Genomic DNA, 23,563 nt, shown 5'->3' with positions numbered 1-23,563 from the left:
GGGCGTGAGCCCTTCGGGGTTTTTTGTGGGCGTTGTTATTTCTGGGTGCCGTCGTCGTGTTGCAGGTTGGCTTGGGTCAGGTTGCAACCGGCCGGTACGCTGCGGGTCAACCAGACGTTGCCGCCGATGGTCGAGCCCTGACCGATGGTGATGCGGCCCAGGATCGTCGCCCCGGCGTAAATCACCACGTCGTCTTCGACAATCGGGTGACGCGGGTGGCCTTTTTGCAACTGCCCGGACTCGTCCGCCGGGAAGCGCTTGGCGCCCAGGGTAACGGCCTGATAAATCCTGACCCGCTCACCGATGATCGCGGTTTCTCCAATCACCACGCCTGTCCCGTGATCAATAAAGAAGCTGCGGCCAATCTGCGCGCCGGGGTGGATGTCGATGCCGGTGGCCGAGTGGGCGATTTCCGCGCTGATGCGTGCCAGCAGCGGCAAGCCCGCGCGATACAGATGGTGCGCCAGACGGTGATGAATCACCGCCAGAATGCCCGGATAGCACAGCAGCACTTCATCCACGCTGCGGGCTGCCGGGTCGCCGTGGTAGGCGGCCAGAACGTCGGTGTCGAGCAGGGTGCGCAGGCCCGGCAGCGCCAGGGCGAAATCCTGAATCAGCAGGGTGGCCGTGGCATCGACGCCATCATCGGGCTGGCCGCTTTGGCGCGCGGCGTAGCGTAACTCCAGACGCGCCTGCGCGAGCAAGGCGTTAAGGGCTACGTCGAGCGTGTGACCGACGTAGAAGTCTTCGCTTTCTTCGCGCAAGTCCACCGGGCCCAGGCGCATCGGGAACAATGCACCGCACAACGCTTCCAGAATCTCGGCCATCGCAGCCCGCGACGGCAACTCGCGACCGCCCAACTCGCCACTGACACGCCCGTTTTGCGTGCGCCACTGGTTACGCGCGGTGCGTAACTGGCCGACGATGGTTTGCAATTGCCAAGGGTTGGAACGCTCGCTCACGATGAATACTCCGCACGCTGGCAGCCGGAGTGACCGGCCGCGAAATGGCAATGATTTTACGGTATCAAGGGATGTCGGTTTTAGACAATTACGCGATTAATGATGACGATGGCGCCAAATGCGCCAGCCCAGCGCTATCAAAACCAGCAGCACCAGCGCTGCCACAATGGCCACGCTCAAGCCGTTGTAGCTGAACAGTGGCTTTTCGATGCGCACATAGCCCGGCTCTGCGAACAACTGGCGCAACGCATGATTGGCGTCTTCAAGCGTTACCGTCTGCAAGCGCTTGGCCGGGTCGGCAAAGCGGCTTTCATCGTAATCGCCCAGCGCGCTCCAGTAATAGTCGGCCAGCGCGCTGTTGCCCTGCACCGCCCATGCCTGGCGTGCGATGGCGGCTTGCTTGAGGCGGGCGAAGCGCTGCGGGTCGAGGCCGTTCTTGAGCAAGTGGGCTTTGAGTTGCGACATCACCTGTTGCGCTTGTTCGACATCGTCACGTTCAAGGTCGGCGTTCAGGCTCAGGAAGCCCACCCCGCCAAACACTTCGCGCTCTGACCACGGCCCATAAGACAGGCCATGCTTGAGCCGCAGTTCGCTGTACAGCGCCCACTCCAGATAGTCGCGCAGCAGGTTCCAGGTTTCGTCGCTTTGCCCGGCGATCACCGGTTCTGGCAGCAACCAGTGCAACTTGGCGGTGTCACCCACCACACCGCGCAGTAAAACGCGTTCGGCATCGGCTTTGGCATCAATGTCGGCCAAGGGCTTGTGGTCGCTGGGCTCAACGGCTTCCAGCGCGCCATAGGTGCGTTCCAGATAGGCCGGCAGCAAGCGGTCAAGTTCGCCGACGACGATCAGCGTCATGTTGTTGGGCGCATACCAATCCTTGCGCACACCTTCGAGTTGTCCGCGGGTGAGGTTGTGTACGGGCGCGCGTTCGGCGCATTTAAGGCCGAGTTCGACCGCCAGTTGATTGCTCGCGCTATGGCCCAGATCTTGACGATCCAGCCAGCGCTGCAAGTGCGAATAATGGCCGCCGTCTTCGCGTTCGACCACCTGCTTGGCGGCAGCGATCCGCTGATCGGTGAGTTGGGTCTGGGTCAACAGGCTCAGTAAAAGATCAAGCACCTTGCGCTGATTCTTCGCGGGCGCTTCGATCACGAACGTGGTGTCGGCATGGCTGGTGAAGGCGTTCCACTCGCCACCCAGCGCCTGCATGCGTTCTTCAAGGCCGCCTTCGCCCGAGTCATCGGTGCCGCTGAACAACATGTGTTCAAGCAGGTGCGGCAGTTGTTGGTCGGCACAGCTGAAATCATCCAGCCCCACCCCCACTACCAACCGGATCGACACGTGTCCGCGGTCACTGGTGGGTTTGAGGATCAGTTGCAGGCCGTTGGCCAGTTGGTAGCCCTCAACGCTGGAACGATCAAGGGCAAAGCTCTGGGCTGCGCCGAGCAGCAGGCAGATGAACAGCAGGCAACGCATAAAAAATCCCTGAATCCCTGTCGGGTGTGTGATGCCGTCGATGCGGGTTCTAAAGACTGACAACAGTGGTTCGTGCAACGTTCAAGGCGAATGGTGGGTATCGGTCATCTCGTCCAGCAGCAGTGCGCCGGTTTCAGAGGTTTCAAGCACCACGTAGGCACTGGCGCAAAACAGTGAATTAAGGCGTTGCATGTCAGCGATCAGTTCCAGGTGCATGGAGCTGGTTTCGATGCTTTGGGTGATTTTGCGCTGTAAACGGCTGACGTGAGCGTGCGCCAGTCGACGTTCCTGCGCGCGGAAACGGCGTTTCTCACGCAGTAATTGCCGTGCGCTTTGCGGGTCGCCGGTCAGGAATACCGTCAGCCCCAACCGCAGGTTGTCGATCAACTGGGTGTGCAGGCCGGTCAGTTCTTCCAGCCCGTCTTCGGAAAACGCCCGACGCTTCGAGGTTTTCTGTTGTTGCACTTTGCGCAACATGCGTTCGATGAGGTCACTGGCCAGCTTGAGGTTGATCGCCAGTTCGATGATTTCGGCCCAGCGGCGGCTGTCTTGCTCGCCAAGGTCTTCACGGGGCATTTGCGCCAGATAGAGCTTTACCGCGCTGTAGAGCACTTCGACATCATCGGCCAGGGTGCGCATCTCCTGAGTGATGGCGGTTTGCTTGCCGCGCAGCACGTCCAGCATGTTGACCAGCATGTTGTCGATCAGGTCACCGATGCGCAGGGTTTCACGTACTGCGTTGGCCAGCGCAAGGCTCGGTGTTTCCAGTGCCGTCGGGTCGAGATGACGGGGTTTGACGGCGCCGTTGGCGTTTTCTCGCTCGGGCAAGAGCCATGCGCAAACCCGCGCCATCGGCCCGACCGTGGGCAGCATCAGGAAGCAACGCGCCGTGTTGTAGAGCAGGTGAAAGCCGATCACGAGTTCTTGGGCGCTGTAGCTGAGGCTGTCCATCCACGCCACCAGCGGGTCGAGCACCGGGATAATCAGCAGCAAGCCGATCAATTTGTACAACAGGCTTCCGAGCGCGACCTGCCGCCCGGCAGCGTTTTGCATGCTGGTACTGAGAAATGCCAGGACGCCGCTGCCGATATTGGCGCCAATCACCAGACCCACTGCAACGGGCAAGCTGATGACCCCGGCGCCAGCCAATGTGGCCGTGAGCAGCACAGCGGCCAGGCTGGAGTAAGAAATCATCGCGAACAAGGCGCCGATTAAGGCATCGAGCAAGATGTCGCCGGTCAGTGAGGCGAAGATCACCTTTACGCCTTGCGCTTGCGTGATGGGCGCTGCCGCTTCGACGATCAACTGCAAGGCGAGAATGATCAAGCCCAAGCCAATGCCGACGCGTCCCAGTTGCCCGGCACGGGTCTGTTTGCGCGAGAGGAAGAAGATCACGCCAAGGAAAATCAGCAGGGGCGACAGCCATGACAGGTCGAACGTCAGCACCCGGGCCATCAGGGCCGTCCCGACGTCGGCCCCCAGCATCGTCGCCAAGGCAGGCGTGAGCGCCATCAAACCCTGGCCGACAAAGGAGGTGACGAGCATGGCGGTGGCATTGCTGCTCTGCACCATGGCTGTCACCACGATACCGGCGACAAACGCCAGCATGCGCTTGGAGACGTTTTGCCCGATCACGTGGCGCAGGTTTGTACCGTAGACCCGCAGAATGCCGGTCCGAACAATGTGCGTGCCCCAGATCAACAGGGTCACGGCGGAAAGCAGATTAAGCAGGGTCAGCATGCAGGCTCCCTGTGCGATGGATGCCCTGAAGGGCCGGATCAAAGGGCTGCGGCCAGCTCCTACAGTTGTTTCTTAAGCTGTAGTCGGCAAATAAGCAGAACGCCAGCATCGCATAGCTGGCAGAGGGTTGAAACATTTCTGCAACACTTGTACGAAAACGCCTTGTTAGAGGCTGCTGTCCTGAACAGCCTCTGACGGGGGCAGGCGTTATAGCGTGCTGTACAGCGGGAAGGTGCCGAGCAGTAAGGCGGCCAGCAGAATACCCATGCACACCAGAACCGCCCATTTGAGGGTGAAACGCTGGTGATCGCCAAACTCGATACCGGCCAGCGCCACCAGCAGGTACGTGGAGGGCACCAAGGGGCTGAGCAAGTGCACGGGCTGGCCGACAATCGAGGCGCGGGCCATTTCGACCGCAGTGATGCCGTAATGGCTCGCGGCTTCGGCCAGGACTGGCAACACGCCGTAGTAGAACGCATCGTTGGACATGAAGAAGGTGAACGGCAGGCTCACCAGTGCGGTGATGACTGCCAGGTATGGCCCCAGCGCCGGGGGAATGACGGCCAGCAAGCTTTTCGACATGGCATCCACCATGCCGGTGCCGGAGAGGATGCCGGTGAAAATACCTGCCGCGAAAATCAGCCCTACCACCGCCAGCACACTGCCTGCATGGGCGGCGACGCGGTCTTTTTGCTGTTGCAGGCAAGGGTAGTTGACGATCATCGCGATACTGAACGCGACCATGAACAGGACGGGCAGCGGCAACAAACCGGCGATCAGCGTAATCATCAACGCCAAGGTCAGAGCACCGTTGAACCAGATCAGCTTGGGACGGCGCGCATCGGGGAATTGCGACACGCTGATTTCGCTGTGATCCACGTCGTCGCCCTGAACCTGCAACTGACCCAGGCGCGCGCGCTCGCGCAGGCCGTAGCACCAGGCTATGACCAGAATGGTGGCACAGCCCGCGAGCATGGCCGGGATCATGGGCACAAAAATGTCAGAGGGATCGACGTGCAGCGCACTGGCGGCCCGCGCAGTCGGCCCGCCCCAGGGCGTCATGTTCATCACCCCGCCGGCCAGAATAATCAGCCCGGCCATGATGCGCGGGCTCATGCCGATGCGCTTGTACAGCGGCAGCATCGCCGCCACGCAAATCATGTAGGTGGTGGCACCGTCGCCATCCAGCGACACCACCAATGCCAGTACGGCCGTGCCGACGCTGATCTTCAGCGGGTCGCCCTTGACCAGTTTGAGGATCTTGCGCACGGCCGGGTCGAACAGGCCGGAGTCGATCATCAGGGCGAAATACAGAATGGCAAACATCAGCATCACCCCGGTCGGGGCCAGCTTGGTAATGCCTTCGAGCATCATGGGGCCGATCTTCGGTGCAAAACCGCCAAAGATCGCAAACAGGATCGGGACCAGAATCAACGCGATCAGGGCGGACAGACGTTTGGTCATGATCAGGTACATGAACGTAATGACCATGGCAAAGCCAAGGAAGGTCAGCATAAACAGTCACCATTCTTATTGTTGTCGAGTGGGCGCTGAGAGCGGATTGGGCCGCTGCTCTGGCCTGCCGGTCTTTTGCCGGGAGTGACGCGATGCTAGAGGGGAATGCTTTCAGCCAGCTTTCGCCGGGCAGAAATTACTGAAGGGTGGGATGTTATGGGCGACAGAGGTTGTTGTCGCTGACGCGGCAAAGCGGCGCGTCAGCGACAACAGGTATGGCTTCAGTCCAGCTTGAGGACTTTGGCCAGGACGATTTTCGGTCCTTTCATCTTTTTGATGATGATGCGCAAGCCTTCGACTTCCAGCAGTTCTTCTTCTTCCGGCACGCGCTTGAGGGTGTCGTAGATCAAGCCCGCCACGGTTTCGGCTTCGACGTGGTCAAGATCGACCCCCAGCAGGCGTTCGATCTTGAACAGCGGCGTGTCGCCCCGCACCAGCAGTTTGCCGGGCTGGTACGAAAGAATGCCGCGTTCGGCCTTGCGGTGTTCGTCCTGAATGTCGCCCACCAGCACTTCAAGCACGTCTTCCATGGTCAGGTAGCCCACGACTTTGCCGTCAGCTTCTTCCACCAGTGCGAAGTGCGCGCCACCCTTGCGAAACTGTTCCAGCAACTGTGACAGCGGCATGTGCCGCGAAACGCGCTCCAGAGGCCGGGTCAGTTCTTCGAGGTTGAACGTCTCGGGCAAGTGGTCGAGGTCAGCCAGTTCCAGCAGCAGATCTTTGATGTGCAGCAAACCGACGAAGGTGTTGGTTTCTGCATCGTAGACCGGGTAACGGCTGTACTTGTGGCGACGGAACAGCGCGAGGATTTCTTTGAGCGGCGCCTTGGAATCTAGGGTTACGAGGTCTTCACGGGAGTTGGCCCAGTCGACCACTTCCAGCTCACCCATTTCCACGGCCGACGCCAATACCCGCATGCCTTGGTCACTCGGGTCTTGACCCCGGCTGGAGTGCAGGATCAGTTTGAGTTCTTCGCGGCTGTAGGCGTGGTCGTGGTGCGCGCCCGGTTCACCCTGGCCGGCAATGCGCAAAATCGCGTTGGCGCTGGCATTGAGCAGGTAAATGGCGGGGTACATGGCCCAGTAGAACAGGTACAGCGGCACAGCGGTCCACAGCGACAGCGCCTCGGGTTTGCGAATGGCCCAGGATTTGGGGGCCAGTTCGCCGACCACGATGTGCAGGTACGAAATGATGAAGAAGGCGGTGAAGAACGACACACCCTTGACCACTTCGGCCGACTCCACGCCCAGCGCGCTGAGGAGCGGCTCAAGCAGGTGTGCGAACGCAGGTTCACCGACCCAGCCCAGGCCCAACGAGGCCAGCGTGATACCCAACTGACACGCCGACAGGTAGGCGTCGAGCTGACTATGAACGGTGCGCAGGATGCGTCCGCGCCAGCCGTTCTGGTCGGCAATGGCTTCGACCCGGGTTGAGCGCAGTTTGACCATGGCAAATTCCGCCGCAACGAAGAAGCCGTTGAGCAAAACCAGGATCAGTGCAAAAAGAATCATGCCGAAATCGGCGAACAGTGTGGCGAGGGTCAAGCCAGGGGAAGGGTCCATGATGGAGTTTTAATGGTTCCGTTGTTTCAAAAAAGGGAAAGGTCAAGTGCCTGAAGGGCAGGCACATGGCAAGCAATGTAACCATTGATGTAGCTGTTGCCTAGTGGGCGAACGCCGCATGGCTCAGTCAATCAGGTCGGGGTTGACCGATTTTGTCACCTGAACAGGGGGGAAATGGCAGGTGAAGGTGCTGCCGTGGCCGAGCACGCTGCTGATCTCAAGGCGGGCACGATGACGCAACAGCACATGCTTGACGATGGCCAGGCCCAGGCCCGTGCCGCCGGTGCTGGCGTTACGGCTGGAGTCGACGCGGTAGAAGCGTTCGGTCAGGCGTGGCAGGTGTTTGTTATCGATCCCGACCCCGGAGTCCTGCACGCTCAAGTGCGCGCCCGACCCGTCGGCCCACCAGCGAATGCGAATGCTCCCGCCGTCTTGCGTGTATTTGACGGCGTTAAATATCAGGTTTGAAAACGCACTGCGCAGCTCGGTCTCACTGCCTTTGAGGGCAATGTCGGCTTCAACGTCCAGCGTGATGGTTTGATTGCGCTGCCCGGACAACGCCTGGGCGTCGTTTTTGATGGTACGCAGCAGGCTGTCGATAGGCACGGGCTGGTTGTCCGACGGGTAATCCGTGGCTTCCAGTTTGGCCAGCAGCAGCAAGTCGTTGAGCAGGGTTTGCATACGCTCGCCCTGTTGCTGCATCTGCGACAGCGGGCGTTTCCAGCGCGGGTTCACGTCATCGACGTTATCCAGCAGGGTTTCCAGGTAACCGCAGATGACGGTCAGCGGGGTGCGCAGCTCGTGGGACACGTTGGCGATGAAGTCTTTGCGCATCTGTTCGAGCTGGTGCAGGCGTGTGACGTCGCGCACCAGCATCAAATGTTCGTTGTTGCCGTAGCGGGTGATGTACAGCTGGATGCGCAGGTGGTCGTTGACTGGCGAAGGGATGTCCAGCGGTTCGGCATAGCTGTCTTGCTCGAAATATTCCTTGAAGCGCGGGTGACGCACCAGGTTGGTCACGGGCTGCCCGCTGTCCTGTGGCGTCTTGAGGCCCAGCAAGGTCTCTGCGGCGCGGTTCCACCATTCAAGGTTGCCATCGCTGTCGAGCATCACCACAGCGTCTTTGAGCGCGGCTGTGGACTCCTGCACGCGGTCGATCACGGCTTGCAGGCGCCCGCGCACCCGTTGATCGCGGCGCTGCAGGTGATAAATGCTGTCGAACACCTCGCCCCACAGGCCGTAGCCGTCGGGCGGTGCTTCATCGGGTTGGTGATTACGCAGCCAGTCATGCAGGCGCAGCAGCTGCTTGAGCGTCCAGCCCAGATACAAGGCCACGCCTGCGGCCAGGCTCCAGCCGTAATAACCGGTGACCAGCCCGACCAACAGGCAGGCAGTGACCAGAAGCAACAAATGACGAATCAGCGTGCTATGCCAGTTTTGATTCACGTCGCGCGGGTCCTTGCTTGCCGTTGAGTCTGGAAGGGGTATCAGGCTTTGGTGGAGAAGCGATACCCGGTGCCGCGCACGGTTTGTACCAGATTCTCGTAAGCCTCGCCGAGGGCTTTGCGCAAACGGCGGATGTGCACGTCTACGGTACGCTCTTCTACGTAAACGTTGCCGCCCCACACTTGGTCGAGCAATTGCCCGCGGGTGTAGGCGCGTTCCTGGTGGGTCATGAAGAACTGCAGCAGGCGATATTCGGTCGGGCCCATCTCGGCGGGGGTGCCGTCGATGGTGACGCGGTGGCTGATCGGGTCGAGCAACAAGCCGCCAATTTCAATCGGGGACTCGCTGTCCGCCGGGCCTGCACGCCGCAATACGGCTTTGAGACGCGCCACCAGTTCACGAGGGGAAAATGGTTTGGTGATGTAGTCGTCTGCGCCGACTTCCAGACCTTGAATCTTGTTGTCCTCTTCACCCTTGGCCGTGAGCATGATGATCGGGATGTCCGCGGTCATTTCCTCACGCTTGAGGCGGCGGGCCAGTTCAATACCTGACGTGCCACCCGGCAGCATCCAGTCGAGCAAGATCAAATCGGGTTTGCGGTCGACAATGATGGAGTGGGCTTGCTGAGCATTCTCCGCCTCCAGGCAGTCGTAGCCTGCCATTTCCAGGGCCACGGCGATCATTTCGCGGATCGGTGCCTCGTCATCGACGATCAGAATGCTCCTGCCAACCATGCCGTAATCCTCGTGTCATTTATCTGTCTTGTGGCGCATTAGATAACGGAAATATTGCAGTCGTGTGACAACTTTGGGCAATCGCCACGTTCCAAGGGCGAATGAACTACGCTTTTGGTTCAAATCGTACAATCACGAAGAGGACGATTCCGATGACACGCAGCTCATTTTCCCTGAAGGCTTTACTGTTAGGTGCTGTGTTGGCCTTGCCGGGATTAGCATTTGCCGCCGAACCGGCGATGATCAAAGACGGTGTGCTGGTCGACCATAAAGGCATGACGCTGTACACCTTCGCCAAAGATGCAGACGGCAAATCGATGTGCAATGACCAATGCGCAACAAATTGGCCGCCGTTGAAGGCTGAAAGCACGGACAAAGGCGAAGGCAAATGGACCACCATCATCCGCGATGACCAGCAAGTCCAGTGGGCCTATGACGGCAAACCGTTGTACACCTTTGTAATGGACAAGAAAGCCGGGGAAAAGAAAGGCGACGGCAAAATGGACGGTGCCTGGAAAGTCGCCAAACCCTGAAACGTCCCGAGCGGCATCTGATCTGGCGCCCATAAAAAAACCTCGCCCCCTTGAACAGGAAGGCGAGGTTTTTTATTGCGCTGCCTTAAGCCGCGCTGGGCGACTTGGGACGGCGAACATCCGGTTGCTTCCATGACTCGGCAGCCGCCTCATCAATGGCTTGCTGGATAGCTTTCTTGCGGTGTTCTTCGGCGCGACGGCTGAAGAACCACACCAGGAAGGTCACCAGCGACACCGCCAGCAGGATCAGGCTGGCCACGGCGTTGATCTCGGGCTTCACTCCAAGGCGCACGGCCGAGAACACTTCCATCGGCAAGGTCGTGGAGCCGGGGCCGGACACAAAGCTGGCCAGAACCAGGTCGTCCAGCGACAGGGCAAAGGACATCATGGCGCCCGCCGCCAGCGAAGGTGCGATCATCGGGATGGTGATCAGGAAGAACACTTTCCAGGGCTTGGCGCCCAGGTCCATGGCCGCTTCTTCGATCGACAGGTCCAGTTCACGTAACCGCGCCGACACCACCACCGCTACATACGCGGCACAGAATGTGGTGTGAGCGATCCAGATGGTGACGATGCCGCGCTCTTGCGGCCAGCCAATCATCTGCGCCATGGCCACGAACAGCAGCAGCAGCGACAGACCGGTAATCACTTCAGGCATGACCAGCGGAGCTGTCACCAGGCCGCCAAACAGCGTGCGGCCTTTGAAGTGGCTAATGCGCGTCAGCACGAACGCCGCCAGGGTACCCAGGGCGACCGCCGCAATTGCCGTGTACAGGGCGATTTCCAGCGAGCGCATTACGGAGCCCATCAGCTGCGTGTTGTCCAGCAGGCCGGTGTACCACTTCAGCGACCAGCCGCCCCACACCGTCACCAGCTTGGAGGCGTTGAACGAGTAGATCACCAGAATCAGCATCGGCAGGTAGATGAACAACAACCCCGCGACCAACATGAAGCTAGAAAAACGGAAGCGATTCATATCTTGCCCTCCAGCTCTTTAGCCTGGCTGCGGTTGAACAGGATGATAGGCACGATCAGGATCGCCAGCATGACCACGGCAAGGGCAGACGCCACCGGCCAGTCACGGTTGTTGAAGAACTCTTGCCACAACACCTTACCGATCATCAGGGTTTCCGGGCCGCCCAGCAGTTCAGGGATCACGAACTCACCCACGACCGGGATGAACACCAGCATGCAGCCAGCGATGATGCCGTTTTTGGACAGCGGGACGGTGATTTTCCAGAAGCTGTTGAACGTGCTTGAACCCAGGTCAGACGCGGCTTCCAGCAGGCTGGTGTCGTGTTTAACAAGGTTGGCGTACAGCGGCAGGATCATGAACGGCAGGTACGAATAGACGATGCCGATGTAGACCGCGATGTTGGTGTTGAGGATCTGCAACGGTTCGCTGATCCAGCCCATCGACATCAGGAAGCCGTTAAGCAGCCCGTTGTTGCTCAGAATGCCCATCCACGCGTAAACGCGGATCAGGATCGCTGTCCAGGTAGGCATCATGATCAGCAGCACCAGCACGGTCTGCATCTCTTTACGCGCATTGGCGATGGCGTAGGCCATCGGATAGCCGATCAGCAGGCACAGCAGCGTGCTGAAGAACGCCATCTTCAACGAGCCCAGATAAGCGGCGATGTACAACTCATCGTCGCCCAACATGGCGTAGTTGCCCAGGTTCAGCAGGATCTGGATTTTTTGGTCAACGTAGCTGTAGATCTCGGTGTAAGGCGGGATCGCGACGTCGGCCTCGGCAAAGCTGATCTTCAACACGATGAAGAACGGCAGCATGAAGAACAAAAACAGCCACAGGAATGGAATCCCGATCACCGCATGGCGGCCACCGGGGGTTATTCGTTGCAGTCGGCGTTTAAGTTTTCGCATGTTCATGAGCGCAGTACCACGCCGCTGTCGTCTTCCCACCAGACGTAAACTTCGTCGTCCCAGGTCGGACGTGCGCCGCGGCGCTCGGCGTTGGCCACGAACGATTGCACCAGCTTGCCGCTCGGCAGTTCGACATAGAACACCGAGTGCCCGCCCAGATAAGCGATGTCATGCACCTTGCCGCGCGACCAGTTGTACTCGTAGGTCGGCTTTTCAGTGGTGACGAGCATTTTTTCCGGGCGAATCGCGTAGGTCACATGCTTGTCTTCTACCGAGGTGCTGATGCCGTGACCGACGTAGATGTCGTTCTCCAGCTCCGGGCAGTTGATACGGGCATACCCTTCTGCGTCATCGACCACTTCACCTTCGAACAGGTTGACGTTGCCGATAAATTCGCACACCAGGCGGCTGACCGGGGTTTCATAAATGTCGATCGGGCTGCCGATCTGGGCAATCCAGCCCAAATGCATGATCGCGATACGCTGGGCCATGGTCATGGCCTCTTCCTGGTCGTGGGTCACCATCACGCAGGTCACGCCCACGCGCTCGATGATTTCCACCAGTTCGAGTTGCATTTGCGAGCGCAGTTTTTTATCCAGCGCCCCCATCGGTTCGTCGAGCAGCAGCAGCTTCGGGCGCTTGGCCAATGAGCGGGCCAAGGCCACACGCTGGCGCTGGCCACCGGACAACTGGTGCGGCTTGCGCTTGGCGTACTGGCTCATGTGGACCAGCTTGAGCATTTCGCCCACGCGGGCATCGATCTCGGCGTTGGACATTTTGTCCTGCTTGAGACCGAACGCGATGTTCTGCGCCACCGTCATGTGCGGAAAAAGCGCGTAGGACTGGAACATCATGTTGATCGGCCGCTCGTAGGGCGGCATGTCCGTGATGTCCACGCCGTCGAGGAAAATACGGCCCTCTGTTGGGCGCTCGAAACCGGCGAGCATACGCAGCAAGGTGGATTTGCCCGATCCCGATCCGCCGAGCAAGGCGAAGATTTCGCCCTTGTTGATTTCCAGGGACACGTCGTCCACGGCAATCGTCTCGTCGAATTTTTTCGTGACCCGGTCGATTTTGACCAGTACCTGTTTAGGGGTCTGGTCGCCCTCGAGGGCTTTCTTATAGGCGCCGGAGGCAACAGCCATTACGAAACTCCCAACAAATTTAGCAGCCCGATCCAGTTGGTCGGGCCTTGGATAGGTGATCCAGAGGGTTATTTACCCGTCTTGACCTTGGTCCACGTGCGCGTCATCAGACGTTGCACTTTCGGGGGTAGTTCGGTGGAAACGTACGTTTTGTCCAGCACCGCCTGGGTTGGGTAAACCGCTTCGTCGGTACGAATGGACTGGTCCATCACCTTGTCGGCAGCCGGGTTAGGGTTGGCATAGCCGACATAGTCACTGACCTGAGCGATCACTTCAGGTTTGAGCAAGTAGTTGATGAACGTGTGGGCTTCCTTGACGTTGCTGGAGTCCTTGGGGATCGCCAGCATGTCAAACCACAGTGCGCCGCCTTCCTTGGGCACGATGTAGGCGATGTTAACGCCCTTTTTGGCCTCTTCGGCACGCGCCTTGGCCTGGAACACATCACCGGAGAAACCGATGGCAACACAGATATTGCCGTTGGCCAGGTCCGAAATGTATTTGGAAGAATGGAAGTAGGTGACGTATGGACGCACCGACATCAGGGTCTTTTCAGCTTCTTTGTAATCCTTGGGGTTGGTGCTGTTGGCATCTTTACCCAAGTAGTTGAGCACGGTGGGCAACATTTCGTCGGCCGAGTCGAGGAAGGCCACGCCGCAGCTTTGCAGCTTTTTCATGTTTTCGGGTTTGAACACCACATCCCACGAGTCGATCGTGTCCACGCCCAGAACTTCTTTGACTTTGTCGACGTTGTAGCCGATGCCATTGGTGCCCCAGAGATAAGGCACGGCATACAGGTTGCCCGGATCGTTTTGCTCAAGACGCTTGAGCAAGGCCGGATCCAGGTTGGAATAGTTGGGCAGCTGCGATTTGTCGAGCTTTTGGAACGCGCCCGCTTTGATCTGCTTGCCCAGAAAATGGTTGGACGGCACGACCACGTCATAACCGGTACGTCCGGCCAGCAGTTTGCCTTCCAGGGTTTCGTTGGAATCGAAGACGTCATAGACCGGTTTGATACCGGTGGCCTTTTCAAAATCGGCCAGCGTGGTCGGGGCAATATAGTCCGACCAGTTATAGATGTGCACGGTGGGTGCCGCTTGTACGCTGACGGCAAGCGTCAAACCAGCGCCGACCAGCAAGGTCTTGCGAAACAAAGATATAGACACGTGATGGTCCTCAAAATAGTTGGGCCTGAGTTGCCCGCGTCACACGGCAGCAGTACCGCCAAAGACAAAACCGGCGCGCAACTTACCCTCGATAAACCTGCACAGCAAAGTTTTCTGCGATTAATTGCGCGATCGCCGGATTCTGTCGCCGTTGCGCCGGGCTGCGATAAGGCCTTACGGGCCTGCAAAAGGGCAAAAACCGGTGTCCTTTTGTCTCAATCGCAACCCTGCGCCGCGGCGACAGGAGGCTTACTTGCCCGACTTGATCTTGGTCCAGCTGCGGGTCAGCAAACGCAAGGTGGCCGGTGGCAAATCGCTGATTGCGTACAACTTGGCTTTCACCTCGTCGGACGGGTAGATACTCGGGTCGCCCGAGATATCTTTGTTCACCAGTGGCGTTGCAGCCTTGTTACCGTTCGGGAAACGTACGCTGTTGGTGATTTCGGCCATCACTTCCGGTTGCATCAGGAAGTTCATGTAAGCGTAAGCCGCATCAACGTTTTCGGCGTCTTTAGGAATGGCAACCATGTCATAGAAGCTGCCAGCGCCTTCTTTAGGAATCACGTACTTGAGCTTGACCTTGTCACCGGCTTCCTTGGCACGGGAAATCGACTGCTCCAGGTCACCCGAGTAACCCACAGCGACACAGATGTTGCCGTTGGCCAGGTCGGAGATGTACTTGGAAGAGTGGAAGTAACCCACCGAAGGACGGATCTTCAGGAACAGGGCTTCGGCTTCAGCCAATTGCTTTTTGTCCTGGGTGTCGGTCGGGTAGCCCAGGTAATGCAAGGCAGCCGGGATCATCTCGGTCGGGGAATCGAGGAAGCTGATGCCACAGCTTTTCAGCTTGGCCGCGTTCTCGGGCTTGAACAGCACGTCCCAGGAGTCGATGGTGTCGACGCCCAGAGCAGCCTTCACCTTTTCAGGGTTGTAGCCGATGCCGATGGTGCCCCACATGTACGGGAACGCGTGTTTGTTGTCTTTGTCGCTGGCATCGCCAACGGCCTTGAGCAACGCAGGGTCGAGGTTTTTCCAGTTAGGCAGCTTGGACTTGTCCAGCTCCTGGTAAACCCCGGCCTTGATCTGCTTGGCCAGGAAATTGTTGGAAGGCACGACGATGTCGTAGCCTGATTTGCCCGCTAGCAGCTTGGCCTCGAGGGTCTCGTTGCTGTCGAACACGTCGTACACGACTTTGATACCGGTCTGGTCTTCAAACTTTTTCACGGTATCGGGTGCGATGTAATCGGACCAGTTGTAGATATGCAGCACTTTATCTGCCGCTTGGGCTGCCCCCGCCATCACACCCATCAAGGACAGGGCGAGAAGGGTCTTGCCAGCTTTTTTAAAACCTGATGCCTTCATCTGTAATGCTCCAATTATTCTTTTAAACCACCGATTCAGCGTCCTGATCTCAGGGTGACTAAAGCCGGCGGCTAGTCTGGCAAGATCCGGGGCAGGCTTTCAAGGGAAGAGCCTTGATTCTTAAGGCTTCGAGCGCAATTACCTACATTAAAACGGCAGTTGTCTTGTGCTCGAAGCCTAGCAGTTAACCTTGCAGGACTTCCAAGGTCAGATCCAGGCACTTGCGAGCCTTGGTCACCAGCTCATCAATCTCGTCCTTGGTAATCACCAGCGGTGGCGAAATAATCATGGTGTCGCCCACGGCGCGCATGATCAGACCGTTATCAAAGCAGAACTGGCGGCAGATCATGCCGACGCCTTTGCCCTCGTAACGTTTGCGCGTGGCCTTGTCCTGCACCAGTTCGATGGCGCCCAGCATGCCCACCCCGCGCACTTCGCCCACCAGCGGGTGATCGTTCAGTTCGCGTAAACGCTTTTGCAAATACGGTGCCGTTTCGGCGTGAACTTTTTCGATAATTTTTTCATCGCGCAGGATGCGGATGTTTTCCAGCGCAACCGCAGCGGCCACCGGGTGGCCGGAGTAGGTAAAGCCGTGGTTGAAATCACCGCCTTCGTTGAGCACCGCCACCACTTCATCGCGCACGATCAGGCCGCCCATCGGGATATAGCCCGAAGTCAGGCCCTTGGCGATGGTCATCATGTCGGGCTTGAGGCCGTAGAAATCGCTACCGAACCACTCGCCCGTACGGCCAAAACCACAAATCACTTCATCGGCCACGAACAGGATGTCGTATTTGGCGAGAATTTCTTTGATGCGCGGCCAGTAGGTTTCAGGCGGCACGATCACGCCGCCCGCACCCTGAATGGGCTCTGCGATGAACGCACCGACGTTATCGACGCCGATTTCGAGGATTTTTTCTTCCAGTTGGTTGGCCGCCCAGATGCCGAACTCTTCCGGCGACATGTCACCGCCTTCGCCGAACCAGTAAGGCTGCGGGATGTGGGTGATGCCCGGGATCGGCAAGTCGCCCTGTTCGTGCATGTAGGTCATGCCGCCCAGGCTTGCACCGGCCACGGTCGAACCGTGGTAGCCGTTTTTGCGGCTAATGATGACCTTCTTGTTCGGTTTGCCCTTGATCGCCCAGTAGTGGCGGACCATGCGCAACATGGTGTCGTTGCCTTCGGAACCGGAGCCAGTGAAGAACACGTGGTTCATGCCTTCAGGCGCAATCTCGGCAAGGACTTTCGACAGCTCAAGCACCGGCGGGTGCGCAGTCATGAAAAACAGGTTGTAGTAAGGCAGTTCGCGCATTTGTTTGCTGGCAGCGTCGGCCAGCTCGTCACGCCCGTAACCGATGGCTACACACCACAGGCCGGCCATGCCGTCGAGAATCTTGTGACCTTCGCTGTCCCACAGGTACACGCCCTTGGCGTGAGTGATGATGCGCGGTCCGACTTCTTTCAACTGTTTAAAGTCGCTGAATGGCGCGAGGTGGTGATCGTTACTGAGGTTTTGCCATTCGCGGGTTTGCGGGTTCTTGTTGGTCATACGGCTCTCCTTTATTCAGTGGGGAGCCGCGCTTCCCAAGCGCGGCCCCGGCGTGTCAGACGGCGAACAGCAGGAATTCCCGCTCCCACGAACTGATGACGCGCTTGAAGTTTTCATGCTCGGCACGTTTTACAGCCACGTAGCCGGTGATGAACTTGGTACCCAGGTACTTCTCGATGGTCTTGCTGTTTTCCATGCGCTCAAGAGCGTCCTCAATGGTCAACGGCAGACGCAGGTTGCGGCGCTCATACCCGCGGCCGACAACAGGCGCGCTCGGGTTAACGCCTTCGACCATGCCGATGTAGCCGCACAGCAAGCTGGCAGCAATCGCCAGGTACGGATTGGCGTCGGCGCCCGGGAGGCGGTTCTCGACCCGACGGTTTTGCGGGCCGGCGTCCGGTACCCGCAGACCCACGGTCCGGTTCTCTTCACCCCATTCCACGTTCACGGGTGCCGACGTGTCAGGCAAGAAGCGACGGAAGGAGTTCACATTCGGTGCAAATAGCGGCAGCAGCTCTGGAATGAACTTCTGTAGGCCCCCGATGTGATTGAGGAACAGCTGGCTCATGGTGCCGTCTTCATTGGAGAAGACGTTTTTGCCGGTTGCGATGTCGATGATGCTCTGGTGTAAATGCATGGCGCTGCCAGGCTCGCCCGTCATGGGCTTGGCCATGAAGGTAGCGGCCACGTCGTGCTTGAGCGCAGCTTCGCGCATGGTGCGCTTGAACACCAGAATCTGGTCGGCCAGCGACAACGCGTCACCATGACGGAAGTTGATTTCCATCTGCGCGGTGCCGTCTTCATGGATCAAGGTGTCCAGATCCAGCTCTTGAAGTTCGCACCAGTCGTAAACATCTTCGAACAGCGGATCGAATTCGTTGGCGGCTTCTATAGAGAAGGACTGGCGACCTGTTTCCGGGCGGCCAGAGCGACCGACTGGCGGTTGCAGCGGGTAGTCCGGGTCGTCGCTGCGCTTGGTCAGGTAAAACTCCATCTCCGGTGCCACGATGGGCTGCCAGCCGTGGTCGGCGTAGAGTTTGAGCACCTTTTTCAGCACGTTGCGCGGCGACAACTCAATCGGGTTGCCTTGCTTGTCGTAGGTGTCGTGAATCACCTGGGCCGTAGGCTCAATCGCCCAAGGCACGAGAAATACGGCGTTCTCGTCGGGCCGGCAGACCATATCAATGTCGGCCGGATCGAGGAGTTCGTAATAGATGTCGTCTTCGACGTAGTCGCCCGTTACGGTCTGCAGCAATACGCTCTCGGGCAGGCGCATGCCTTTTTCGGCAATGAACTTGTTGGTCGGCGAGATCTTGCCGCGAGTAATCCCGGTAAGGTCGGCGATCATGCATTCGACTTCTGTGATCTTGTGGTCTTTCAACCAATCGGTGAGCTGGTCGAGGTTGTTACTCATAAATGCCTCTGGGCTGAGTTTCCTGACTTGAATAAGTCAGGCGTTTACTGACGCATCGGCGTCGCGTTGTGTTGCGCGCCGTCTGCAGGCATCTCCAAATGCCTGGAAGATGGCGAGGTAAATCGGGTTAGAGCTTACCTGCCATTCGGGGTGCCACTGAACCGCTAAAGCAAAAGCCTTGCCGCCTTCGACCGAAACCGCTTCTACCAGACCGTCCGGAGCAGTGGCTTCAACCCGCAAACTCGGGGCCAGATGGTCAATGCCTTGGGTGTGAATGGAGTTGACTTCGAACTCGGCGGGTACGCCCAGGCCGGCCAATACGCCGCCGGGCTGAACGTGCATGGCGTGGCTAGGGGCGTATTGCACGTCAACGGGGGCGCTGGGGTCTTCACGGTGCTCGATGAAACCGTCGACTTCGTGGAGTTTCTGGTGAAGCGAGCCGCCGAGGGCTACATTCAACTCCTGAAACCCGCGGCAAATGCCGAGCACGGGTACGCCCGCTGCCAATGCGGCACGGATCAAGGGCAGGGTGGTGCGGTCACGGTCAGCGTCATGCAGCGTGCCAGGGGCACTGGCCGGGCCGTGATACAAATGAGGTTCGATATTGGAGGGTGACCCGGTAAATAGCAGGCCATCCAGACCGTCAAGAATATCGGTCGGATCAATAAGCTCCGCCAACGACGGAACGATCAGAGGCAAGCCTTTGGCTGCTACCGCAACAGCTCGCACGTACTTGTCACCGGTAATGTGATAAGGATGCAAACCGATCTGCTTGGTGCAGGCGGTGACGCCGATTAACGGCAGGCGTGACATGTAACACCCCGGTATTATTGCTGTTATGGGTTTGAATCGAGCTTAGCCTTGTTCATTTTTTTACACAACACCCCCGTAAAAAATACAACACGGCCCGCTCAAGCCTGCGGGCGGCACAGTTTTTTTTGGATAAATGACGCCCTAAAAAGCGTCAAAAATGGCCTTTCGGCGCTTTTTTAGGGCGAAAAACAGGCTGCTTGACTTCGGTATGCCGTTCGGGTTGACTGAAACCCGTAGCGCTCAATGATTGATATTTTTAACAACAAAGGTGTTGCATCATGTCGGTACCCCCGCGTGCCGTTCAGCTGAATGAAGCGAACGCGTTCCTTAAGGAACATCCTGAGGTTCTGTACGTTGACCTTCTAATTGCGGATATGAATGGTGTAGTGCGCGGCAAGCGCATTGAACGCACCAGCCTCCACAAGGTTTACGAGAAAGGCATCAACCTGCCAGCCTCTTTATTTGCCCTGGATATCAATGGCTCGACGGTGGAAAGCACCGGTTTGGGTCTGGACATCGGTGACGCAGACCGAATCTGTTATCCAATCCCTGACACCCTGTGCAATGAACCATGGCAAAAGCGCCCAACCGCGCAACTGCTGATGACCATGCACGAACTTGAAGGTGAACCTTTCTTCGCCGATCCGCGCGAAGTCCTGCGTCAAGTGGTGACCAAATTTGACGATCTGGGCCTGACCATTTGCGCCGCGTTCGAGCTGGAGTTCTACCTGATTGACCAGGAGAACGTGAACGGTCGTCCGCAACCTCCGCGCTCGCCAATTTCTGGCAAACGCCCGCATTCGACACAGGTGTACCTGATCGACGACCTCGACGAGTACGTCGATTGCCTCCAGGACATTCTGGAAGGTGCGAAAGAGCAAGGCATCCCGGCTGACGCCATTGTTAAAGAAAGCGCCCCGGCTCAGTTCGAAGTGAACCTTCACCACGTTGCCGACCCGATCAAGGCTTGCGACTACGCGGTATTGCTCAAGCGCCTGATCAAAAACATCGCCTACGACCATGAGATGGACACCACGTTCATGGCCAAGCCTTATCCGGGCCAGGCGGGTAACGGGTTGCATGTACATATTTCGATTCTGGACAAAGACGGCAAGAACATTTTTGCCAGCGAGGATCCCGAGCAGAACGCCGCATTGCGCCATGCAATCGGCGGTGTGCTGGAGACCCTGCCCGCCCAAATGGCGTTCCTTTGCCCTAACGTTAACTCCTACCGTCGTTTCGGCGCACAGTTCTACGTGCCGAATTCGCCGTGCTGGGGGCTGGACAACCGCACGGTTGCGATCCGCGTTCCGACCGGTTCGTCCGACGCTGTGCGTATTGAGCATCGGGTTGCGGGTGCCGATGCCAACCCGTATCTGTTGATGGCGTCTGTTCTGGCCGGTGTTCACCACGGCCTGACCAACAAAATCGAGCCGGGTGCACCGGTCGAAGGCAACAGCTACGAGCAGAACGAGCAAAGCCTGCCCAACAACTTGCGTGATGCCCTGCGCGAGCTGGACGACAGCGAAGTCATGGCCAAATACATCGACCCGAAATACATCGATATTTTTGTGGCCTGCAAGGAGAGTGAGCTGGAAGAGTTTGAACACTCCATCTCCGATCTCGAATACAACTGGTACTTGCACACCGTGTAAACGGTCCGTGCTTTATAAAGACGCCGCCGGCTCCCAAGCCCGCGGCGTTTTTTATGGTCATTACTTTCGGTTATTCAGGCTTTTTCTGATGAGAAACAGGATAAATCCTACATATAAATGCATCTGAAGCTCCCAAGATGATCGACTTGTTGAGCCTCACGTAGGGCGCTCCATGACCTTTATCGGACTGCCTTTTTATGCATCTTGTCTTGAAGCGTTCAGCTCTCAAACATCACCGCTTGGCTGCGCTTATTTTGTTACTGGCGTTGCTGGTCTATCACTCTGCCTTGGCTGAAAATTTGGCAGCGTTGGACCCAAAATACGCGTTGTGTAACGCCGGGGAGCAGCAGGCGCCCATCAATATTGAGCGCGCGGTGCTTGCCGACTTGCCGGCATTGAAGACCCGCTATCTCCCGGGGCCTGCCACTGTGAGGCATAACGGCCATAGTCTGGAAGTGCTTACAGACACCAAAGGTGAGCTCAGGTTAGGCAATAAAGTCTACGAATTTGTGCAGTTGCATTTTCATACACCCAGCGCAGAGCACATTCAGGGCCGGATTTACCCACTGGTTGCGCACCTTGTTCATCGCGATGACAAAGGTGCGCTGGCGGTGATTGCCATTCAGTTCGAGCAAGGAAAAGAAAACAACGGCCTGGCCCAGTTATTGGGGGTGATGCCTCGGCACAAGGACGATGCCTACGTGCTGGGGCATTTCAATGTGGAACAGTTTCTGCCGGCTCAACGGGACTACTTTGTATACAAAAGGGCCTTACCTGACCCAGCCTGCATTGAGAAGGTCCGCTGGCATCTCTTGAAGACTCCCGTAGAGGTGTCGCAGGCGCAGATAGCGACTTTTCAGTTGATGTTTCCCACGGACTCACATTCGGTCCAGCCGGTGAGCCCACGCACGGTGAGGATCAGTGGCTAACTGCTCATACGGCTCGTACAATGCCTGCTGCCCCGCAGGAGAAACCCATGACGCGTCCCGCCGCCTCACGCGCAACACCTCGCAAGGCCCGCGCACGTAGCCAGGGTCGGATTGAGGCAATACTCGATGCCGCCCGCACGTTGCTTGCCACCGAAGGGGTGGCCAGTTTGTCCATTTACAGCGTGGCAGAGCGGGCGCACATTCCTCCGTCCTCGGTCTACCATTTTTTCTCCGGTGTGCCGGGGTTGCTCGAAGCCCTCACCAGTGATGTGCATGCGGCCTTTCGTGGCTGCCTGCAAGCCCCTGTCGAGCATGCGCAACTGCACGGCTGGCACGATTTAGCGCGTGTGCTGGAGCAACGCATGCTGAGGATTTACAACGAGGATGCGGCCGCGCGACAGCTGATTCTGGCGCAACATGGTTTGACTGAAGTCACTCAGGCCGACCGCCAACACGACCTGGAACTGGGCCAACTGCTCCACACCGTCTTTTCCCGGCATTTCGAACTGCCAGCCCTGCCCGACGATGTAGACGTCTTTACCTTGGCGATGGAATTGGGGGATCGTGTGTATGCACGTTCCATCCAGCTTCATGGCAGCATTACGCCGCGTATGGCCGAAGAGGGCATGCGGGTTTTCGAGGCATATCTGGCGCTGTATTTGCCGCCGTTCCTGCCCAAGCGCACAGCACCTGTTTCAGCCGATCACTGATCGGCCGAGGGCTTTTTAAATACGTAAAACAGATTCGGCTCACTGACCACGTATACCGTGCCTTCATCATCCATCGCGATGCCTTCAGCTTGCGGGACCGATTTCTTCAAGCCATGCCGTCCTTTCTTCAGGGACAACATGCTGATAGGGCGTCCTTCTACGTCCAGTTCGATCAACAGCTTCGACTCGTCAGACAGCGCCAGCAAGTGGCCGCTACGTTCATCGAATTGCAGGCTCGACAAGTCGCGCACGAACAGTCGGGAATCGCGGCGCGGGTTGTTTACCACGTGGGTTGCATACGGCTGCTGGGGATTGGACTGAGGAAAGCCGCGCACTTCGTAGATCAGCATGGGATCACGCTCTTTAGCCACAAACAGATGCTTGCCCGCCGAGTCGTACGCCAGCCCTTCAAACCCTTTATTACCCGACAGGTTGATGCCCAACGTCAGCTGTTCTGCATCAGCGGCGTCCAGTACGTGGGTGTTGTCATCCACATGGACTTTGATCAAACGCTGCTGGCGCTCATCGGTAATGACGTAGGTATCCGGACCAATGAACTCCACTGCCTCTGCATCCCCAAAACCGATTAACGGGATACGTCGCAAAATTCGCCCATCCAGTGACAGCTCCACCAACTCGGCTTGCTTGTTGGTGACCGTGAACAGGCTTTTGCGCACCGGGTCGTAGGTGAGTGCCGATACGTCATCCTCAAGGCCATCAATCTTCTGGCCCTGAAGCACGGCCTGATACTCACCCAGGTTGATGCTATTCGGATCAACCGGTTCCCACAGTTGGCGGGCGTTGAACCATGTTCGCTCAAACAGGCGAAAGTGCTGCGCAGCAAAGCCTGCGGCCACGAACAGCACAATCATGAGGCTAATAATAAAAACGGTAGTGCGGCGGGTGCGGCGCATGGGGGTCGGACTCAAATCAGATCAGGCCGTGTAAATACCACGGCTGTATGA

20 protein-coding genes are annotated in these 23,563 nt (G+C 58.0%); 4 read left to right on the top strand and 16 right to left on the bottom strand.

From position 1 onward, the window contains the following. Positions 1-35: 35 nt before the first annotated feature. The 7 genes from epsC to phoB form a co-directional block, all read right to left on the bottom strand. Positions 36-962, bottom strand: coding sequence for a serine O-acetyltransferase EpsC (gene epsC / locus HBN61_RS12085; protein ID WP_169962289.1), 927 nt, complete (start codon positions 960-962; stop codon positions 36-38). 96 nt (positions 963-1,058) lie between these two features. After that, complete coding sequence (locus HBN61_RS12080) at positions 1,059-2,441, bottom strand: M16 family metallopeptidase (RefSeq protein ID WP_170046857.1); 1,383 nt, start codon at positions 2,439-2,441, stop codon at positions 1,059-1,061. An 81-nt stretch (positions 2,442-2,522) separates the two neighbouring features. Then, positions 2,523-4,181 carry a Na/Pi cotransporter family protein gene (locus tag HBN61_RS12075; RefSeq protein ID WP_170046856.1) on the bottom strand — a complete coding sequence of 553 codons (1,659 nt, stop codon included), beginning with the start codon at positions 4,179-4,181 and terminating at the stop codon, positions 2,523-2,525. A 207-nt stretch (positions 4,182-4,388) separates the two neighbouring features. Then, the gene (locus tag HBN61_RS12070; protein WP_094991725.1) at positions 4,389-5,696 is read right to left on the bottom strand and encodes a CitMHS family transporter; all 1,308 of its coding nucleotides are present in this window, start codon (positions 5,694-5,696) and stop codon (positions 4,389-4,391) included. Between the two features lie 221 nt (positions 5,697-5,917). Continuing rightward, positions 5,918-7,258 (bottom strand): hemolysin family protein, encoded by a 1,341-nt coding sequence (locus HBN61_RS12065; protein ID WP_047278557.1) that lies wholly within the window; start codon positions 7,256-7,258, stop codon positions 5,918-5,920. A gap of 123 nt (positions 7,259-7,381) precedes the next feature. Beyond that, positions 7,382-8,704: a phosphate regulon sensor histidine kinase PhoR gene (gene phoR / locus HBN61_RS12060; protein WP_170046855.1), complete on the bottom strand. Its 1,323-nt coding sequence runs from the start codon at positions 8,702-8,704 to the stop codon at positions 7,382-7,384. Between the two features lie 41 nt (positions 8,705-8,745). Continuing rightward, on the bottom strand, positions 8,746-9,438 hold the full coding sequence (phoB, locus tag HBN61_RS12055; protein ID WP_094991723.1) for a phosphate regulon transcriptional regulator PhoB: 693 nt from the start codon (positions 9,436-9,438) through the stop codon (positions 8,746-8,748). Between the two features lie 152 nt (positions 9,439-9,590). Between phoB and HBN61_RS12050 the strand changes: the two genes are divergently transcribed. Continuing rightward, positions 9,591-9,971, top strand: a complete 381-nt coding sequence (locus HBN61_RS12050; RefSeq protein WP_094991722.1) for a COG4315 family predicted lipoprotein — start codon at positions 9,591-9,593, stop codon at positions 9,969-9,971. 85 nt (positions 9,972-10,056) lie between these two features. Here the strand turns inward: HBN61_RS12050 and HBN61_RS12045 are convergent, their stop codons facing one another. The 8 genes from HBN61_RS12045 to HBN61_RS12010 form a co-directional block, all read right to left on the bottom strand. After that, positions 10,057-10,947, bottom strand: coding sequence for an ABC transporter permease subunit (locus tag HBN61_RS12045; RefSeq protein WP_047278547.1), 891 nt, complete (start codon positions 10,945-10,947; stop codon positions 10,057-10,059). Then, positions 10,944-11,864: an ABC transporter permease subunit gene (locus HBN61_RS12040; protein WP_094991721.1), complete on the bottom strand. Its 921-nt coding sequence runs from the start codon at positions 11,862-11,864 to the stop codon at positions 10,944-10,946. The genes HBN61_RS12045 and HBN61_RS12040 overlap by 4 nt, the downstream gene beginning before the upstream one ends. Then, positions 11,861-13,003 carry an ABC transporter ATP-binding protein gene (locus HBN61_RS12035; protein WP_047278543.1) on the bottom strand — a complete coding sequence of 381 codons (1,143 nt, stop codon included), beginning with the start codon at positions 13,001-13,003 and terminating at the stop codon, positions 11,861-11,863. Before HBN61_RS12035 ends, HBN61_RS12040 begins: the two co-directional genes overlap by 4 nt. A gap of 68 nt (positions 13,004-13,071) precedes the next feature. Further along, the gene (locus tag HBN61_RS12030; protein ID WP_170046854.1) at positions 13,072-14,166 is read right to left on the bottom strand and encodes an extracellular solute-binding protein; all 1,095 of its coding nucleotides are present in this window, start codon (positions 14,164-14,166) and stop codon (positions 13,072-13,074) included. 249 nt (positions 14,167-14,415) lie between these two features. Continuing rightward, positions 14,416-15,528: a polyamine ABC transporter substrate-binding protein gene (locus HBN61_RS12025; RefSeq protein ID WP_094991719.1), complete on the bottom strand. Its 1,113-nt coding sequence runs from the start codon at positions 15,526-15,528 to the stop codon at positions 14,416-14,418. A 184-nt stretch (positions 15,529-15,712) separates the two neighbouring features. Then, on the bottom strand, positions 15,713-17,077 hold the full coding sequence (locus HBN61_RS12020; protein WP_170046853.1) for an aspartate aminotransferase family protein: 1,365 nt from the start codon (positions 17,075-17,077) through the stop codon (positions 15,713-15,715). Between the two features lie 55 nt (positions 17,078-17,132). Beyond that, a complete protein-coding gene (locus HBN61_RS12015) occupies positions 17,133-18,491 on the bottom strand; it encodes a glutamine synthetase family protein (RefSeq protein WP_094991717.1) in 1,359 nt (452 codons plus the stop codon). Between the two features lie 36 nt (positions 18,492-18,527). Further along, the gene (locus tag HBN61_RS12010) at positions 18,528-19,304 is read right to left on the bottom strand and encodes a gamma-glutamyl-gamma-aminobutyrate hydrolase family protein (protein WP_170046852.1); all 777 of its coding nucleotides are present in this window, start codon (positions 19,302-19,304) and stop codon (positions 18,528-18,530) included. A 278-nt stretch (positions 19,305-19,582) separates the two neighbouring features. Between HBN61_RS12010 and HBN61_RS12005 the strand changes: the two genes are divergently transcribed. From HBN61_RS12005 to HBN61_RS11995, 3 genes are all read left to right on the top strand, one after another. Continuing rightward, positions 19,583-20,959 (top strand): glutamine synthetase family protein, encoded by a 1,377-nt coding sequence (locus HBN61_RS12005; protein ID WP_020295897.1) that lies wholly within the window; start codon positions 19,583-19,585, stop codon positions 20,957-20,959. A 209-nt stretch (positions 20,960-21,168) separates the two neighbouring features. Continuing rightward, positions 21,169-21,888, top strand: coding sequence for a carbonic anhydrase (locus tag HBN61_RS12000; RefSeq protein WP_170046851.1), 720 nt, complete (start codon positions 21,169-21,171; stop codon positions 21,886-21,888). A 47-nt stretch (positions 21,889-21,935) separates the two neighbouring features. Further along, positions 21,936-22,598, top strand: coding sequence for a TetR/AcrR family transcriptional regulator (locus tag HBN61_RS11995; protein ID WP_094991714.1), 663 nt, complete (start codon positions 21,936-21,938; stop codon positions 22,596-22,598). Here HBN61_RS11995 and HBN61_RS11990 read toward each other — a convergent pair. After that, positions 22,592-23,512, bottom strand: coding sequence for an SdiA-regulated domain-containing protein (locus HBN61_RS11990; protein ID WP_170046850.1), 921 nt, complete (start codon positions 23,510-23,512; stop codon positions 22,592-22,594). The two genes, HBN61_RS11995 and HBN61_RS11990, sit on opposite strands and share 7 nt — an antisense overlap. Between the last annotated feature and the right edge of the window lie 51 nt (positions 23,513-23,563).

The organism is Pseudomonas sp. WS 5071 (assembly GCF_012985765.1).
Classification (GTDB): Bacteria; Pseudomonadota; Gammaproteobacteria; order Pseudomonadales; family Pseudomonadaceae; genus Aquipseudomonas; species Aquipseudomonas lundensis_A.
This window is presented reverse-complemented; position numbering and strand designations above follow the sequence as displayed.